15 protein-coding genes are annotated in these 16,035 nt (G+C 52.7%); 10 read left to right on the forward strand and 5 right to left on the reverse strand.

Annotated features, from left to right (window positions below; translation table 11 throughout):
- A partial coding sequence (locus tag VIN76_RS04320) for a helix-turn-helix domain-containing protein (RefSeq protein WP_332040593.1) occupies nucleotides 1–632 on the reverse strand: 632 nt, incomplete at its 3' end.
- A 502-nt stretch (nucleotides 633–1,134) separates the two neighbouring features.
- Here VIN76_RS04320 and VIN76_RS04325 point away from each other — a divergent pair.
- Both VIN76_RS04325 and VIN76_RS04330 read left to right on the forward strand, forming a co-directional pair.
- Nucleotides 1,135–1,431 carry a helix-turn-helix transcriptional regulator gene (locus VIN76_RS04325; RefSeq protein ID WP_332040594.1) on the forward strand — a complete coding sequence of 99 codons (297 nt, stop codon included), beginning with the start codon at nucleotides 1,135–1,137 and terminating at the stop codon, nucleotides 1,429–1,431.
- A 163-nt stretch (nucleotides 1,432–1,594) separates the two neighbouring features.
- Nucleotides 1,595–2,779 carry a serine hydrolase domain-containing protein gene (locus VIN76_RS04330; RefSeq protein ID WP_332040595.1) on the forward strand — a complete coding sequence of 395 codons (1,185 nt, stop codon included), beginning with the start codon at nucleotides 1,595–1,597 and terminating at the stop codon, nucleotides 2,777–2,779.
- A gap of 7 nt (nucleotides 2,780–2,786) precedes the next feature.
- Here the strand turns inward: VIN76_RS04330 and VIN76_RS04335 are convergent, their stop codons facing one another.
- The gene (locus VIN76_RS04335) at nucleotides 2,787–3,248 is read right to left on the reverse strand and encodes an Lrp/AsnC family transcriptional regulator (protein ID WP_332040596.1); all 462 of its coding nucleotides are present in this window, start codon (nucleotides 3,246–3,248) and stop codon (nucleotides 2,787–2,789) included.
- A 105-nt stretch (nucleotides 3,249–3,353) separates the two neighbouring features.
- Here VIN76_RS04335 and VIN76_RS04340 point away from each other — a divergent pair, with 105 nt between their 5' ends.
- Nucleotides 3,354–4,529, forward strand: a complete 1,176-nt coding sequence (locus VIN76_RS04340; RefSeq protein ID WP_332040597.1) for an indoleamine 2,3-dioxygenase — start codon at nucleotides 3,354–3,356, stop codon at nucleotides 4,527–4,529.
- On the opposite strand, the gene VIN76_RS04345 is transcribed toward VIN76_RS04340, so the two are convergent.
- Nucleotides 4,526–5,287, reverse strand: coding sequence for an NRDE family protein (locus VIN76_RS04345; RefSeq protein ID WP_332040598.1), 762 nt, complete (start codon nucleotides 5,285–5,287; stop codon nucleotides 4,526–4,528). The two genes, VIN76_RS04340 and VIN76_RS04345, sit on opposite strands and share 4 nt — an antisense overlap.
- Nucleotides 5,288–5,464: 177 nt before the next feature.
- Here VIN76_RS04345 and VIN76_RS04350 point away from each other — a divergent pair, with 177 nt between their 5' ends.
- Entirely contained in the window at nucleotides 5,465–7,489 is a 2,025-nt protein-coding gene (locus tag VIN76_RS04350) for an NADPH-dependent 2,4-dienoyl-CoA reductase (RefSeq protein WP_332040599.1), read from the forward strand.
- A 19-nt stretch (nucleotides 7,490–7,508) separates the two neighbouring features.
- Here VIN76_RS04350 and VIN76_RS04355 read toward each other — a convergent pair whose 3' ends face one another.
- Nucleotides 7,509–9,464 carry a S9 family peptidase gene (locus VIN76_RS04355; RefSeq protein ID WP_332040600.1) on the reverse strand — a complete coding sequence of 652 codons (1,956 nt, stop codon included), beginning with the start codon at nucleotides 9,462–9,464 and terminating at the stop codon, nucleotides 7,509–7,511.
- 71 nt (nucleotides 9,465–9,535) lie between these two features.
- Between VIN76_RS04355 and pabB the strand changes: the two genes are divergently transcribed.
- From pabB to msrA, 6 genes are all read left to right on the forward strand, one after another.
- Entirely contained in the window at nucleotides 9,536–11,311 is a 1,776-nt protein-coding gene (pabB, locus tag VIN76_RS04360) for an aminodeoxychorismate synthase component I (RefSeq protein ID WP_332040601.1), read from the forward strand.
- A 27-nt stretch (nucleotides 11,312–11,338) separates the two neighbouring features.
- Nucleotides 11,339–12,628, forward strand: coding sequence for an O-acetylhomoserine aminocarboxypropyltransferase (locus VIN76_RS04365; RefSeq protein ID WP_332040602.1), 1,290 nt, complete (start codon nucleotides 11,339–11,341; stop codon nucleotides 12,626–12,628).
- A 67-nt stretch (nucleotides 12,629–12,695) separates the two neighbouring features.
- Nucleotides 12,696–12,998 carry an alkylphosphonate utilization protein gene (locus VIN76_RS04370; protein WP_332040603.1) on the forward strand — a complete coding sequence of 101 codons (303 nt, stop codon included), beginning with the start codon at nucleotides 12,696–12,698 and terminating at the stop codon, nucleotides 12,996–12,998.
- Between the two features lie 75 nt (nucleotides 12,999–13,073).
- A complete protein-coding gene (locus VIN76_RS04375; protein ID WP_332040604.1) occupies nucleotides 13,074–14,276 on the forward strand; it encodes a pyridoxal phosphate-dependent aminotransferase in 1,203 nt (400 codons plus the stop codon).
- 180 nt (nucleotides 14,277–14,456) lie between these two features.
- Entirely contained in the window at nucleotides 14,457–14,615 is a 159-nt protein-coding gene (locus VIN76_RS04380) for a hypothetical protein (protein ID WP_332040605.1), read from the forward strand.
- Nucleotides 14,616–14,642: 27 nt separating this feature from the next.
- On the forward strand, nucleotides 14,643–15,380 hold the full coding sequence (msrA, locus tag VIN76_RS04385; RefSeq protein ID WP_332040606.1) for a peptide-methionine (S)-S-oxide reductase MsrA: 738 nt from the start codon (nucleotides 14,643–14,645) through the stop codon (nucleotides 15,378–15,380).
- Between the two features lie 42 nt (nucleotides 15,381–15,422).
- On the opposite strand, the gene infC is transcribed toward msrA, so the two are convergent.
- Entirely contained in the window at nucleotides 15,423–15,962 is a 540-nt protein-coding gene (gene infC / locus VIN76_RS04390) for a translation initiation factor IF-3 (RefSeq protein WP_332040886.1), read from the reverse strand.
- Between the last annotated feature and the right edge of the window lie 73 nt (nucleotides 15,963–16,035).

Genomic DNA, 16,035 nt, shown 5'->3' on the forward strand with positions numbered 1-16,035 from the left:
CCGGCATGGTCGGTGATGATGACCGAGTGCCGCCCGTCAATTTCTATCAGGCCGCGCCGCGCCAAATCGGTGAAGGTCCGGCTTACCGTATGAACCGTAAGGCCCAGAAAGTCGGCGATATCGCTGCGTGACATGGAAAGCCTGATATGTGCTCTGGATAGACCATCGGCACTGATCTGCTGTTTCAGACAGAGCAAAAAAGCCGCCAGCTTTTCAGTCGCTGTGCGGTGGCCCATGATGAAAAGATAACGCTGGGCCGTGGACATGGCGCGAAACAAGATCGAAACAGCTTCGTCGAGCTGTGGCTTTGGCGTTGAATTGCGGCTCATATCGCCGACACGGTAACAGCGCAGGATTACATTCGTAACGGCCTCTGCGGACGTGCTATAGGTGCCCCGATCTGCTCCGAAAACGTCGCCGTTAAAGAAAAATCCGGTCAGGTGCCGATGGCCATCAATGTGGAACCGGCAGGTACGGACAGTGCCTTGAACCACTTCATACCAGCGGTTGGCCGTCTGGCCCTCGTCAAATATGGATTGTCCAGCGCGGAACCTTAAAGTGGTTGAGCGCAAGTTGGAACTTAACCCCTGCATCATCGTAGGTGCTGCTAATGGCGCTTGCATCCTTTGCATTCGTGCTGTCTCCTCTAGACTCCAGCACGACCCTATTTTTTAGTTCCACCCTGACATCTTTGAAAAATACCAGAGCGGCCTCAGATAAGATCTTTGTTGATCTGTTCTTGGTTATTATTGTTTTGTGAGGGTTGTTTAGTCCTGTTTGCTGGAATCGGTCTATCCCGCGGTTGTCCTGTTCTTAACCCGTGGCGATTCAACCTGTTACTTTTACTGGGTGATTCTACACATACTATTTTCTCTACTTGTAAAATTATGTAAATTCCAATAGTTAATAGGGACGATTTTATCCTATCGCCGGTCATGCGTTTAAGAGTAAAGATTAAACGTTGCAAAATAAAATTGGTCAAGTGACGGGCTTTTCGGCTTTTCGGCTGTTGGGTGAGGGCAAATTACCAGCATAAGAATCGATAGCTTAAACAGTCGGATTGTTTGCCGCCATTGGTTGCAAATGATGCTGTCCGATAGAATAGATAAAATATTATAGAAGGTAATCTTCGTGATGTTACAGCGAAAAAGTCTGGCTAATGATCCGGTACTCACGCTGAGAGAACATGAGATACTGGAGTATATTGCACTGGGACTGTCCACCAAGGAAGTCGCACAGCATATCAATATTGCTCCGCGCACAGTCGACCGCCATGTAGAGAATGTTCGCCTGAAGCTTCGTGCCAAGAACCGCACCCACATGGTTGTGTGTGCGGTGATGGAAGGCTTGCTGCAAGTCACTAAATCCGACCTCCGTAATTCCGACCCATCGGTAGTTGCCAAGGTCGATCCCGTTGATGCTGATAATTAGAATATCGCAACGGATATAGCGCCCAGATAAGCCGCTGTTTCGCCTGTCATCCCATAATCCCTATACATTTAACCGGCATATCGCGGGGTAGCCTGCCCGAAAAATGTGGTTTTTCGGCGCCTGCCCGGTTAACTGAAATGAACAAACCAGGGGAAAGTACGACATGGCAGCAAATATCGAAGGCACCACCTCGGCAAAGTTCGCGAGCATAAAAGACGAATTCGCACGCAACTTCGCCGAACGCGGAGAGGTCGGTGCATCGGTCTGTGTCAGCGTTAATGGCGAGAGGGTGGTGGACCTGTGGGGCGGCATGGCGGACCTGAAAAACGAAACGCCTTGGGAACGCGACACGATTTCCGTTGTTTTCTCCTGCACAAAAGCAGCAACAGCATTATGCGCGCACATATTGGTGGATCGTGGCTTGCTGAAACTCCATGCGCCGGTTTCCGATTACTGGCCGGAATTTGCCAAAAATGGCAAAGAGACAACCACCGTGCAGATGATGCTCAACCATGAAAGCGCGGTCCCGGCCTTTCGTGATCCGGTAAAACCGGGTGGCTTTCTCGACTGGGATTATATGGTCAAGCGGATAGAGGATGAAGAAGCCTTTTGGGAGCCGGGAACCCGCAACGGGTATCATATGGTCAATTTCGGCTGGACTGTCGGCGAACTGGTCCGGCGGGTGTCGGGCAAGTCGCTGGGCCAGTTTTTTCAGGATGAGGTCGCCGGCCCGCTGGGCGCGGATTTCTGGATCGGATTGCCCGATGATGTGACCAATCCCATCGCGCGGATACTCGTGGCAAAGCCCGATCCGAATATACCATTAAGCCCTTTTACCAAAAGACTGCTCAGCGAGCCCGATTCCATTCAGGCGCTGTCCTTCCTCAACAATGGCGGCTGGAACCAGAATGACCCTGCGGCGCACAAGGCGGAAATTGGCGGCGGCGGCGGTCTGTCCAATGCTCGTGGTCAAGTGGCCATGTATGAGCCATTGGCGCTTGGCGGATCGCATAACGGCGTCACTCTGGTATCGCCAGAACGTTTGGACCATATAGGGCAGGTATCCACGGCAACGCAGATTGACGCGACGTTGCTTTCCCCGACACGCTTTGCATCGGGCTTCATGAAATCAATGGATAACCGCGCCTATCCCGGTGGGGACCAGATGTCAGTGGTCATGGGTAATGCTGCTTTCGGCCATGTCGGCGCTGGCGGTTCGATCGGTTTTGCGGACCCGGAATATGGCTTGGCATTCAGCTATACTATGAACCAGATGGGCATGGGATTGCTGCTCAATGATCGCGGCCAGAGCCTGATCGACGCCACTTACAGGTTGCTGCGCGAATAGGGTAGATTCAAGCGCGCTTGTCAGTTGGCGAGCCAAGGCAAATATGGGACGTAATGCTGCTAACCTGCGGCAATGTTCCCAATATATCGGCGTGAAAGGCTTTATAGGCAGCAAGGTCCGCCACCTCTACACGTAGCAGATATTCCACAGAGCCGGTGATATTGTGGCACTCGCGCACTTCCGGCGCTTTTGCGACGGCTTGCTCGAACGCCAGTGAATCTTTTTTCAAATGCTCGGACAAACCGACCATGACAAATATGGTTATGGCGGCACCGCGAACAGCGGGATCGATAATGGCACGATAGCCATGGATCATGCCGGTGCGTTCCAGTTCCTGAACGCGCCGTAAACAGGCCGATGGGGAAAGTCCGACTTTACTGGCAAGGTCGGTGTTGCTGATTCGCCCGTCGCGCTCCAGCTGGTGCAATATATTGCGGCTAATGGCATCCAGTTGCGTCATTTGTTGCATATCATGCGTTCTGGGGACCGAGAAGACAAGGATATTGCGGCTATCATGAGATAATATTGTGCAACTGTTTGGGCCGGAGAAGCCCGGAGAAATCAGGAGCACAGGATGAGCGCCTTTAATTTAGCCGATTACGATATTTCCGCAGAGCGAGGGTTCCTCTCGTCCTTTGACCCCGACAAGACCGTTTTGCCGGTGGAGCTTCAACCTGCGCGTGATCTGGCTATGTCCTTGCCGCGCGTGCTTGTGACCGGTCAGCCGCGTAAGCACCTAGAGGCTTTGCCCTTTGTTGATCTCACCGATTTTTGTGCCAGCGCCAGCCTTGCCCAGCGGAGGATTGCGATGGTGCATTATTCCTTTCTGGTGCAGGCTTATGTCTGGGGCGAGCCGGAACCTCCCAAAGCACTTCCCAAATGTATCGCCTTGCCCATCTGGCAATTGGGAGCATCAATCGGACAGCCTCCGCTGCTCACTTATTCCAGCTATGTGCTCGACAATTGGGGCCGCATGGATCCCGCTGGGCCCATAGACCTATCGAACACCTATATGATTCAGCCATTTCTGGGCGGGCAGGACGAAGCGTGGTTCGTGTTGGACCATGTCGCGATCGAAGCACGGGCAGGGGAGATGCTGGCCTCTATTCCCGCGCTGGTCGAGGCTTGCCGGAACGACGATGCCGGAACGCTGCAATCCGGACTGGCGGCGATGACAGCGGTTTGGGATGACATGAATGACATTTTCGGGCGCATGACGGAAAAGTGCGATCCCTACATCTATTTCCACCGCGTGAGGCCGTGGATTCATGGCTGGAAAGATAACCCCGCGCTGAAAGACGGAATAATTTACGAAGGGGTCGAGGAAACGGGCGGTAAGCCGCAGGTATTTCGCGGTCAAACCGGATCACAGTCGTCAATAGTGCCATCCATGGATGCGTTTCTGGGCATTGACCATGCCGGTGATCCGCTGCGAACCTATCTCGACGAGCTTCACATCTATCGTCCGCCAGAACATCGCCGGTTCATCGATGACATCCGGGCGAACAGCGTTGTGCGCACCTTTATCCAGTCCGCCGGTTCTCCCGCATTGAACGAGCTTTACAATGAATGTGTGCAAAACCTTACCCGCTTCCGCACAAGACATCTGGAATATGCGGCGAGCTATATCAACAAACAGTCAAAGGGCGGGGCCGGTAATACATCAGATGTCGGGACAGGGGGGACACCGTTCATGAAATATCTGAAAAAACACCGGGACGAAGCCGCTGCCCACATGATTAACGGTTAAGAAGGCCAGGAAAATGAAAGGCTGGTTTCGCCGGTCGATTTGCCGGAAGCTGCATAGCGCCTTTCAATGATTACTCCATCGCCCTGAGCGTCAATGGCAACGACCGTGCTGCAACGGGTTCCATAAACCGGATTTTGGATGAAGATTCCCGAATTTTGGGGTTCTAGTGAGACTCCATTACTTCCATTGATTTGGTCCTTCGGCGGAAATCCCGTCTGGTCGAGCAGATATTGTAACAAGACTGTAGGGTCGGTTTGATTGCTATCTATCCACTGTGCCAATGCAGAGTTAAGCCGAGCTGATTTTGGCCATGGCCTATCCAGAGGACCATTTGAAAGACCATGGATACCCGGCTCAATTATACGGCTGACCGCATTAGGCCGGTTGGAATGAATAAGCGCTCTGTTGCGTTCAACAGTGATTAAATTGAAAGGATTGAAATCCGAAAACCGATCTGCATCAATTTTCGAATATGAACCGTCACCACATAAAAAATCTTTTAAAAGATCGCCGCGCGAAGACCGCCGGGGATCCGCTGCTCCATAGCCGCTAAGGTTGGTGACTGCTGCAAAACGCCCCTGTTCGGAAACACCAAGCCAGGTGCCGCCGGCTTTTGTGTCTTTTCCCGCTAGTAAATGGCGATGACCGTCCCACCGGGACAGCGCTTTTGCGGGCCTGGTGTGAATTTCATCCCGGTTGGCAACGGCGACAAGTTTCCAACTTGGATGGGCTTGCCAAGCAAATGCTAAGATACACATCCGCGCTATATTGCTGAATGACACATATTTGGCGACAAGTTTCTATCGATTTTTCGGGTGCGCCGATAAAAAAAAGTCAGGCCGCAATAGTTTCAAGAAGCTTCTTCTCAAGAAAGACCTTCATGGCTATCAGATAGGATAATAGGACAGAGGGGAAGGGGCGTTAAAAGACAGAATATGAGTTATCCTTTATTACTTGAGCCGCTTGATTTGGGTTTCACCACCATAAAAAATCGTTCCATCATGGGTTCCATGCACACCGGTCTGGAAGAAATGGAGGGTGGATTTGAACGTATGGCTGCATATTATGCTGAACGTGCGGCGAATGATATCGGCATGATTATCACTGGCGGGATCGCACCGAATGAAGAAGCTTCAAGCGGCGGTGCGATGATGTCCGGTGAAGAGGAAGCGGCAAAGCACCGGTTGGTTACAGATGCCGTGCATCAAGCTTCTCCCGATGCGAAAATCTGTATGCAGATTCTGCACCCTGGACCATTGGCGCATACAAAAAACGCAGTTGCGCCATCTGCGGTCAAGTCAAGGATCGCTCGATATGTCCCTAACGAGCTTGATAAAGCGGGGGTCCAAAAGCAGATTGATGATCATGTGCGTTGCGCTGTCATGGCCAAGAAAGCGGGTTATGACGGGGTCGAAATCATCGGGTCGGCTGGCTATCTGATTTCCACTTTTCTGGTTCAGAAAACCAATTTACGCGAAGATGAATATGGTGGTTCTTATGAAAACCGTATGCGCTTTGCCCTTGAAATTGTGGAGAAAACACGCGCTGCTGTGGGTGAGGACTTCATCATCATTTTCCGTATAGCGGCGATGGATATGCTGGAAGGCGGCATGAGCTGGGAAGAGGTTATCGCGCTTGCCAAGCGACTGGAGCAGGCGGGTGTGACGATTATATCCACTCATTTTACGTGGCATGAAAGTGCGGTCCCAACCATCGCAACTCTTGTACCCAGAGCGGCCTTTACGTCTGTCACGGGGCGTCTGCGCAAAGAAGTTAACGTGCCGGTAATTACATCCAACCGGATCAATATGCCGCAGGTCGCCGAAGACGTGCTAGCGCGCGGTGATGCCGATCTGGTGTCTATGGCGCGGCCATTATTGGCGGATAGTGCATTTATGCGCAAAGCCATTGAAGGGCGAGAGGACGAGATCAATACGTGCATTGCCTGTAACCAGGCGTGTCTGGACCATACATTTTCAGGAAAATTGACAAGCTGTCTGGTAAACCCGCGTGCTTGTCATGAAACAATTTTGAATTACGAGCCGGTGACTGAGGCAAAGCGTATCGCGATAGTCGGGGCAGGGCCTGCCGGTTTGGCTTATGCGACAGTGGCGGCTGAGCGCGGCCATAAAGTCACGTTGTTTGAGGCATCGCCGGAAATTGGCGGCCAGTTTAATCTGGCAAAGACCATCCCCGGAAAAGAGGAGTTTTACGAAACTATCCGTTATTATAACCGTATGATTGAAGTCCACGGCATTGATCTTAGGCTAAATACCAGAGCTGACGCAGCGATGCTAAAGGCAGAGGGCTTTGACCAGATCATTCTTTCCACAGGCATCAAGCCCCGTACACCGGACATCAAAGGCATCAACCACCCCAAAGTTGTCAGCTATATCGACGTGATAACCGGCAAAAAAGCGGTCGGGAAAAAGGTCACTATAATCGGCGCTGGCGGTATCGGCTTTGATGTTTGCGAATTGATAAGCCATGCCGGGCCATCCGGAGCTTTGGACCGCGAAGTGTTTGCGGCTGAATGGGGTGTGGATTTTGAAGGCCATCCGCGCGGCGGCGTTACCGGCGTGGAATCAAAGGTCGCAAGGTCGGACCGCGAAATAACCCTTTTGCAGCGCAAAGAAAGCCGTGTCGGTGCTGGTCTAGGAAAAACAACCGGTTGGGCGCACAGGATTGCCCTTGCGCGCCGCGATGTTGGCATGATGAATGGCGTCGAATATGTCAAAATCGATGATGATGGCCTGCACATAATGCAGAACGGCCAACCACAATTGCTGGAGGTTGATACAATCATCATTTGCGCTGGGCAGGATCCCCTCAGGGACCTGTATGATGACTTAGTCGCGGAAGGTATTCCGGCGGAATTGGTCGGCGGTGCCTATGAGGCAATGGAACTGGATGCCAAGGCTGCTATCAATCAGGCAAGCTATATGGCGGCAGCAGTTTAAGGTCGTCCAAGACCACCAATCACTTGTCTCCGTTCAGCAGATATTTTTGCCAGAATAACAGCGACGCCCAGAACTGATAGTCTGCATTTTCCTTTTTGCGGAACCCGTGCCCTTCATTTTTTGCCAGAAGGTGCCACGCGGGCCGGTTATTGGCGCGTACCGCCGTGACAATCTGGTCCGCTTCGCTCGCCGGAACACGCGGATCATTGGCACCGGTGATGACCATCAGCGGGATTTTAATTTCATTGGCTCGTCCAAGCGGGCTGATTTCTTCCAATTTTACCCGATGTTCCGGAATCCGCTCGTCACCATATTCCCTCCGGCGCAGATCACGGCGATAAGGCTGCGTGTTTTCCAGAAAAGTGACGAAGTTCGATATGCCAACCACTTCCAGCCCGGCCTTTAACTGATCGCCATAGCTGAGCATGGAGGCAAGTGTCATATATCCGCCATAGCTGCCCCCGGTGACTGCGATGCGCTGTTTATCGATCCGCTTGTCCCCGCGAAAGTGAGACAGAAATGCGCCAAGATCCTTGACGCTGTCTTCCCGTCGGAAGGGACCATTGTCGAGTGCGACAAACCGCTTGCCGAAACCGGTAGAGCCGCGAACATTGGGATAGAAAATCGCGATGCCAAGCTCGTTAATCAGGTAATTTTTGCGCCCCAGAAACCCTGGTCTTGCCTGTCCTTCGGGGCCGCCGTGGATATTGATAATCAGCGGCCGCTTGCCTTTATGCTTTTCGGGATCGGGGCGATACAGAAAGCCTGACATTTTCTCGCCATCAAAACTGGTGATTTCAACCAGCTCCGGCTCCACATTATGGGCTGTATTCAGACCGCCAGTCTCACTTTTTGTCCAGCGGGTGATCACCAATGTTTCCGGATCCATGCTATAACTGTCACCGCCTGTCTGGTTGGAATTGAGGGTGAAGCCCAATTCCCCCCATGGTGCGAATTTCAATCCGCTGATAACCCCCGTCGGCAGCCGAGATACGGTGCGAACCTTGCCGCTTTGCATGTCGTATATTTTTAGAACGGATTGTCCGGCCTGATTAACTTCATAGGCTATCCAGCGGCCATTCTTGCTAATGTCAAAGCTCGATATATCCCAGATTTTCTCGTCTATGATCGGTTCGAAAACGGCGGTTTCAAGATTCACTGTGCCGAGGCGTTGAACATCGCTTCCGTCATCTGACGCGGCCCAAAGCTTTCCATCCACCGCAAATTGCAACCCGTTATAGGCAACTGGGTGACTGCTATCGGTTAGCCTGCGTGATGTGCCGTTGACGATATCAATGAGATAAAGCTGGTTATCACTGACCGAGACATAGTTGAACACCAGTAGATGTTTGTCATCTGGCGAAAAGTCGATCGGAAACCACCCGCCGTCGTTTGATGCGACCAGCATGATTGCGCCATCGGGGTTGGCGGGGTTCATCAGGTAAATATCGTTATACAGCCCGGTGCGTTTATTAGAGCTAAAGGCCAGCAAATCGCCTTTATGTGACCAGGGGCCAAGACTATATCGGCTTTTGCCGTCGCTCAGCTTTTTAGGAACACCGTCTTCCAGTTTGAAAATCTGGTTTACTTCATTGCCCCCGGTATCTTTTTGAAAGAATAACGCAGAACCATCCGGCGCAAAGCTGGCATGTTGCACCGGTTCATCGGCAAAGGTTAATTGATCGCGCGTGCCCAATGGCTTTTCCACGCGGTGAAGCTGGCTGGTATTTGCAAAACGTGTGCGGATCAGCATCGCTCTGCTTTTGGGATCCCAGTCAACAAAGCCTGCAGTCCGGAACTCCATATAGGGCCGGGTCTTTTCAACCATGGCCATGGGAATGTCCGGTATTTGGTCGGCGACTAGTGCAGCAGGCTCCTGGGCATAGGCGTCTGAAAAATCATCAGCTGCGCGTGCGGACGGGGCAACAAATTGCAGTGACGCAGCTACCAAAGCGGCGACAAATGTGGTGCGCATTCGGCGCGTCTCCTGTTTGATTTCGCTTATGCTTATGGACGAACCACATCAAAAGCAATTAGGGAAGAGTGATGTTCCCTGATAATAGCCCTTTCATATTGCTCGATGATGCCCGCGATGGCGAGGATACCGCTCCGGCGCGGCTTTACCGCAATCCGGTCAAGACGGTCATGGCTTTTGAGCCACATGAGCTTGATAAGGTATTACAGGATGTGGCCGCAGCGCAGAAAGCCGGGCTGCATGCCGCAGGTTACATGTCTTATGAGGCAGGGCTGATGCTGGAAAATCGGCTGGCCGCGCGTCTGCGAAGCGGCAGGACATGTCCGCTGGCCTGGTTCGGACTATTTGAAGATTTTGATTTGCTGGAACCCGAAGCAGTGGCGGCGGAATTGCCGGATGCAAAAGGCGCGTGGCTGGGAAAGATAAGACCCGGCATTTCACGGCAGGATTATAACCGCGCTTTTGCCAAGGTTCAGGATTATATTACCGGGGGAGATATTTATCAGGCAAACCTGACTTTTCGCGCTCATGCCGACTATGCGGGGCATCCGCTGGCGCTTTATGCCGCGATACGGGGCAGGGCAAAGGCTGGCTATGGCGGGGTGGTATTTGACGGTAAAAACTGGGTCTTGTCCTTTTCCCCCGAATTGTTCTTTGCATTGAAAGAAGGGCGGATCACAGCCAAGCCCATGAAGGGAACCGCCGCCCGGCTTCCGGACAAATCAGCCGATGCCGCAATGCAGGCCGAGTTGCAGAGCGATCCGAAACAGCGCGCCGAAAACCTGATGATTGTTGATTTGTTGCGCAACGATCTGTCGCGGCTTGCTGAACCCGGCAGTGTAAAGGTACGGGAACTTTTCCAAGTAGAAAGCTATCCGACGATTCATCAGATGACATCAACTGTGACGGCAAAGCTTGCGGAAGATTACAGCGCAGTGGACCTGCTACGTCAGATTTACCCGTGCGGTTCCATAACAGGGGCCCCAAAAATCCGCGCTATGGAGATTATTGATGAACTGGAATGTGATCAGCGCGGCATTTATTGTGGTTCGATTGGCCGCATTGATGCGGATGGCGATGCTGCGTTTAATGTTGCTATTCGCACGTTCTTTCTCGGCAAGGATCAAGAAACGCTTTCCATCGGCCTTGGCTCTGGCGTAGTGGCAGATTCTGTTGTTGATGATGAATGGCGGGAATGTCTCGCGAAGGGGAAATTTGCTGCCGTGAATGAAGGCGCGGATAACAGGATTATGGACTTGATGGAGACGATGGCGTTTATTCCCGAACGCGGCATCGTTCGCCTTGAGGCCCATCTGGAGCGGATGAAGGCAAGTGCCGCCGCTCTGGAGTTCGAGTTTGACCGCCATGCCGCGCGCAATGCCATACAAGCCATCACCTTTCATCAAGACCAGCCCGCCAAGGTGCGGCTGATGCTGGCCCGCTCCGGTGCGATAGCGATTGAGCTGCAACCGATGCCGGCGCCGCTGACCGAACCCGTGAAGGTCAAGCTGACACCGATGCTTGCCGATCCGCTGGATTACAGATTGAGGCATAAGACCAGCGACCGCACTATTTATCATGCGCCTGACATTCAGGCAGATGCCCATCCGCTATTCCATGATCCGGAAGGCTATCTGACCGAGGGGGCGATCTGGAACATATTTGTCGAACGCGCTGGTAAGCTGTTAACCCCGCCACTTTCGCGCGGTGTCTTGCCAGGTATATTGCGCGCGGAGCTTTTGGCCAGTGGCAAAGCGGTTGAATCCGATTTGCGGGCTGGAGATTTAAATAGCGGGCTCTATGTAGGAAACAGTTTACGGGGTTTGATGAAGGCCCGGCTTGTCTGAGCATGAAGAATTTTTACGGAGAATATTATGACTGATCATCTGGAAACGACCCATCTGGAAACAATGGCGGTGCACGCGGGGACTGCGCCTGATCCGACAACCAATGCGCGGATTACCCCGATTTACCAGACCTCGTCCTATGTGTTCGATGATGTCGATCACGCGGCTGATCTGTTCAATCTTGATGCCGTGGGCAATATTTATACCCGTATTACAAACCCGACCAATGCCGTGCTTGAGGGCAAGATTGCGGCTATGGAAGGTGGTCCGGCTGCTCTTGCCGTGGCGTCGGGTCATGCAGCGCAGGTGCTGGTCTTCCATGTATTGATGGACCCCGGCGCACATATTGTTGCGGCCAAGAAACTATATGGCGGATCGCTTAACCAGCTTGCCTATGCGTTCAAAAAAATGGCGTGGAACGTGACTTTTGTCGATGCCGATAATCTTGATGAAGTCAAAGGCGCTATTACCGATGAGACACGCTGTGTCTTTATTGAAAGCCTCGCCAACCCCGGCGGCGTGGTGCAGGATATTGCGGGCATTGCCGATATTGCCCATGCGGCGGGAATCCCGTTAATCGTTGATAATACGATGGCGTCCCCAATGCTGTGCCGCCCGTTTGAACACGGCGCGGATATTATCGTTCACAGTGGAACAAAATTCCTTGGCGGTCACGGTAACAGCATTGCCGGACTTATAGTGGACAGCGGCAAATTCGACTGGACGAAGAGCAAGAAATACGCCCATCTCAACCAGCCTAACCCATCCTATCATGGGAAAGTCTTTACTGAAGCCTTTGGTAATCTGGCCTTCATTCTGGCAGCGCGAGCCTTGGCTTTGCGTGATCTGGGACCGGCACTATCGCCGTTTAACGCATTCCAGATTTTGACCGGAATGGAAACGCTGGCCCTGCGCATGGAACGGCATTGCTCCAATGCGCTGGCACTGGCGAAATGGCTGAAGGCCCGTGATGAAGTTAGCTGGGTTTCCTATGCCGGTTTGCCGGATAGCCCTTATCACAGCCTCGCACAAAAATATCTTGGCGGTCAGGGCGGCGGAGTATTCACTTTTGGCCTGAAAGGCGGATATGATGCAGGTGTGAAGCTGGTTTCAGCCGTCAAAATGTTCAGCCATCTGGCGAATATTGGCGATACCCGTTCGCTGATTATCCACCCGTCATCGACCACGCACCGGCAACTGGCTGCAGAGGAGCAGATCGCGGCAGGAGCCGGACCGGATGTTGTTCGTGTGTCTGTTGGCATTGAACATATTGATGACATTATCGCTGACATGGAACAGGCGTTATTGTCGTTATAAGAAGCGCCCTCATTACCCACGGGCAACATGAACGGGCATAAAGCCCTATACAGAGCAGGAAAATACGATGACATCAGGTGATGGTGATTACGTCTATGACGAGGAAACTGGCGAGTGGCTGAGCCCCGAAGATGCGGCGGCAAAGATCACGGGGCCAGAGGTATTTGATGCGGTGGGCAATCAGCTCGCCGACGGCGATGCGGTGACGCTAATCAAGGACCTGAAAGTCAAGGGCGCGGGGCAAACACTGAAACGCGGCACATTGATAAAATCCATCCGGCTTACCGGGGATGATCAGGAAATTGATTGCAAGCATGAGGGGATAAAAGGTCTCGTCCTGCGGGCGGAATTTGTGAAAAAACGCAGCTAGGTAAATCCCTCTGTTGCACTGCTATGACAACGGCATTATGCGCTGGCTGTCATTCCCTTGAAACAGGTTTTTTCCATGCCCCAAATTTCCAAAGCTTTAGACCGTATCCAACCTTCTGCTACATTGGCCATGACCGGCCGGGTGAACGAGCTGAAAGCACAGGGTATCGATATTATCGGCCTGTCGGCAGGGGAACCGGATTTTGACACGCCGGATTTCGTCAAGGAAGCGGCGATCAAGGCGATCCGTGACGGGGAAACAAATTATACCACGGTTGACGGCACGGCTGAGCTGAAAGCAGCGATTGCCGCAAAGTTTCTGCGTGACAATGAATTGACCTATGTGCCGTCCCAGATTTCGGTGAACAGCGGCGGCAAGCACACATTGTTCAACGCCTTGGTAGCGACGCTTGATGCCGGTGACGAGGTTATCATTCCTGCACCTTATTGGGTCAGCTATCCCGACATGGTCAATTTTGCCGGTGGTACGCCGGTCATCATTCAGGCTGGCGCGGATCAGAATTACAAGATTACGGCGGAACAGCTGACGGCTGCTATTACGCCGAAAACAAAATGGCTGATCCTCAATTCGCCATCCAACCCGACCGGCGCGGCTTATAGCCGGGAAGAACTGAAAGCTCTTGGTGATGCGTTATTGCCGCATCAGCAGGTCATGGTGATGACGGACGATATGTATGAACATATCTGGTATGCGAGCACTCCGTTCACGACTATTGCGCAGGTTTGCCCCGATCTTTTTGATCGCACATTGACGGTCAATGGCTGCTCAAAAGCCTATGCGATGACGGGCTGGCGAATTGGTTACGCTGGTGGACCGGACTGGCTGATCGGCGCGATGCGTAAGCTGCAATCGCAATCGACTTCCAACCCCAGTTCTATTTCCCAGGCTGCGGCAGTCGCCGCGCTTAACGGGCCGCAGGATTTCCTGATCGAACGCAATGCAGCCTTTATGGCTCGCCGGGATCTGGTGGTTTCCATGTTGAACGATACGCCGGGCTTGAATTGCCCGACTCCGGAAGGCGCTTTTTACGTTTACCCTGATGCCAGCGAGTTGATGGGCACCAGGACGCCAAAGGGTGAAACGATCAGCAGCGATGAAGACCTGATAAACTATTTTCTGGACGAAGCCCGCGTTGCGGCCGTGCATGGTGCAGCCTTTGGCCTGTCACCGGCTTTCCGGGTGAGCTACGCAACGTCGGAAGAGATTTTGCGTGAAGCCTGCACCCGTATCCAACGGGCTTGCGCGGCGCTTAGCTAAGAGGTTTTTATCATCGCTCCGTTAGAGGGGCGGCTATCAAAACTTTACCCGCAGAAACTGAATGTTGCCTTGTGACATGGTTCACAGCGGGGAAAGCAAAACTATATTATAAGATAAGCAATTCACATGACGCTCTGGTTACCGGCCCTTCGGAAACCGGAAAGTCACAAGGACAATAAGATGCCGAGTTTTTTGAAATCAGATTTAACATATAGCTTGAGCGGCGGATTCATTCTTGGCGCGCTTGCCCTGTTTTTCATGCAGCCCGTTGAGGAGCGGCAGGATCTTAACCAACATCAGGATTCCGCTGTTACCAATACGCAGCAGATTATAAGCTAGGTCCGATGGGAAAGGGGGGCATTTGATATGCATACTGCCTTTCCCAAAATAGCCTTTGCTACAATCAGCCTTGCCGCGGCCGGTGCAGTGTGGATCGGCATTAACGCATCCTCCCCCGATAACCGGCAAAGCATCAATCCCTTTGCCAATGAAGCGCACGCCGCGGAAAAAGCGGTCATCATTCCCACTCCCCGTATAGATGCTTCCGAAAAGGGGGCACGCGCCACTGCGATATTTGCCGGTGGCTGTTTCTGGGGCGTGGAGGGCGTGTTTGCGCACACCAAGGGCGTTATCAGTGCAGTGTCCGGATATCATGGCGGGACAAAGCGCTCCGCTGCCTATAAGCTGGTGAGTGCGGGCATGACCGGCCATGCAGAGGCCGTGCGCGTGGTCTATGATCCCGATGTGGTCAGTTATGGCCAGTTGATGCAGATATTCTTTTCGGTCGTAGCCGATCCCACAATGCTCAATGCGCAAGGTCCGGACCGCGGCAAGCATTATCGCAGCGCGCTGGTCCCGATGAACGATGCCCAGGCCAGGGCAGCACGGGCTTATCTGGCGCAGTTAGGGGAGGGCAAATATTGGAAGCGGCCAATTGTGACGAAGGTCGAAGCGTATAAAGCCTTTTACCCTGCCGAATCCTATCATCAGGACTTCATGCACAAAAACCCGCGCAATGCTTATATTGTGCGCTGGGACAAGCCGAAGCTTGCCAATTTAAAGCAGCATTTTCCCGGTCTGTATCGCGCCAAGCCAGTGCGTTAGGCAGGGCCAACCCCTCCCATTCAAGGGAGGGGATAAGACATCTTATTTAGGGCAAAGTACCATCAGCATCTGTCGGCCTTCCAGCTTTGGATAGGCTTCGACCTTGGCGGTTTCTTTCATGTCTTCCTGCACGCGCTGCAACAATTGCATACCGAGTTGCTGGTGAGACATTTCGCGGCCACGGAAACGCAGCGTCACTTTAACCTTGTCGCCATTTTCGATGAACTTGGTGACGTTCTTCATCTTCACCATATAGTCATGGCTGTCGATGTTGGGACGCATCTTGATTTCTTTGACGTCCTGCACCTTTTGCGTTTTACGCGCAGCATTAGCCTTTTTCTGGGCTTCATACTTGAATTTGCCGACATCCAGAAACTTCGCGACTGGCGGGGAAGCGTTGGGAGAAACCTCTACGAGGTCGAGGCCAACATCCTTGGCCCGTTCAATCGCTTCGTCTGTGTTCATTACGCCAAGGTTTTCGCCCTTGTCGTCGATGACCCGTACAGTGCTGGAAATGATCAGATCGTTGAAACGCGGACCGCCTTTGACGGGTGGCGTTGGACGGCGTGGTGGTGCAGCTATGTTATATACTCCTGATTGATATCATGCTCTGGCCAATAGCGATAAATCGCACTGGTCGCAAATTGTTCTGCAT

Origin of the sequence: Parasphingorhabdus sp., assembly GCF_036568145.1 — a bacterium.
Taxonomy (GTDB): Bacteria; Pseudomonadota; Alphaproteobacteria; order Sphingomonadales; family Sphingomonadaceae; genus Parasphingorhabdus.

What these genes read in the sequence shown, in the direction of transcription:
- VIN76_RS04325 (WP_332040594.1), top strand. Translation starts at nt 1,135, where the DNA reads ATGTTACAGCGAAAAAGTCTGGCTAATGATCCGGTACTCACGCTGAGA.
- VIN76_RS04330 (WP_332040595.1), top strand. Translation starts at nt 1,595, where the DNA reads ATGGCAGCAAATATCGAAGGCACCACCTCGGCAAAGTTCGCGAGCATA.
- VIN76_RS04335 (WP_332040596.1), bottom strand. Translation starts at nt 3,248, where the DNA reads ATGCAACAAATGACGCAACTGGATGCCATTAGCCGCAATATATTGCAC.
- VIN76_RS04340 (WP_332040597.1), top strand. Translation starts at nt 3,354, where the DNA reads ATGAGCGCCTTTAATTTAGCCGATTACGATATTTCCGCAGAGCGAGGG.
- VIN76_RS04345 (WP_332040598.1), bottom strand. Translation starts at nt 5,287, where the DNA reads ATGTGTATCTTAGCATTTGCTTGGCAAGCCCATCCAAGTTGGAAACTT.
- VIN76_RS04350 (WP_332040599.1), top strand. Translation starts at nt 5,465, where the DNA reads ATGAGTTATCCTTTATTACTTGAGCCGCTTGATTTGGGTTTCACCACC.
- VIN76_RS04355 (WP_332040600.1), bottom strand. Translation starts at nt 9,464, where the DNA reads ATGCGCACCACATTTGTCGCCGCTTTGGTAGCTGCGTCACTGCAATTT.
- pabB (WP_332040601.1), top strand. Translation starts at nt 9,536, where the DNA reads ATGTTCCCTGATAATAGCCCTTTCATATTGCTCGATGATGCCCGCGAT.
- VIN76_RS04365 (WP_332040602.1), top strand. Translation starts at nt 11,339, where the DNA reads ATGACTGATCATCTGGAAACGACCCATCTGGAAACAATGGCGGTGCAC.
- VIN76_RS04370 (WP_332040603.1), top strand. Translation starts at nt 12,696, where the DNA reads ATGACATCAGGTGATGGTGATTACGTCTATGACGAGGAAACTGGCGAG.
- VIN76_RS04375 (WP_332040604.1), top strand. Translation starts at nt 13,074, where the DNA reads ATGCCCCAAATTTCCAAAGCTTTAGACCGTATCCAACCTTCTGCTACA.
- VIN76_RS04380 (WP_332040605.1), top strand. Translation starts at nt 14,457, where the DNA reads ATGCCGAGTTTTTTGAAATCAGATTTAACATATAGCTTGAGCGGCGGA.
- msrA (WP_332040606.1), top strand. Translation starts at nt 14,643, where the DNA reads ATGCATACTGCCTTTCCCAAAATAGCCTTTGCTACAATCAGCCTTGCC.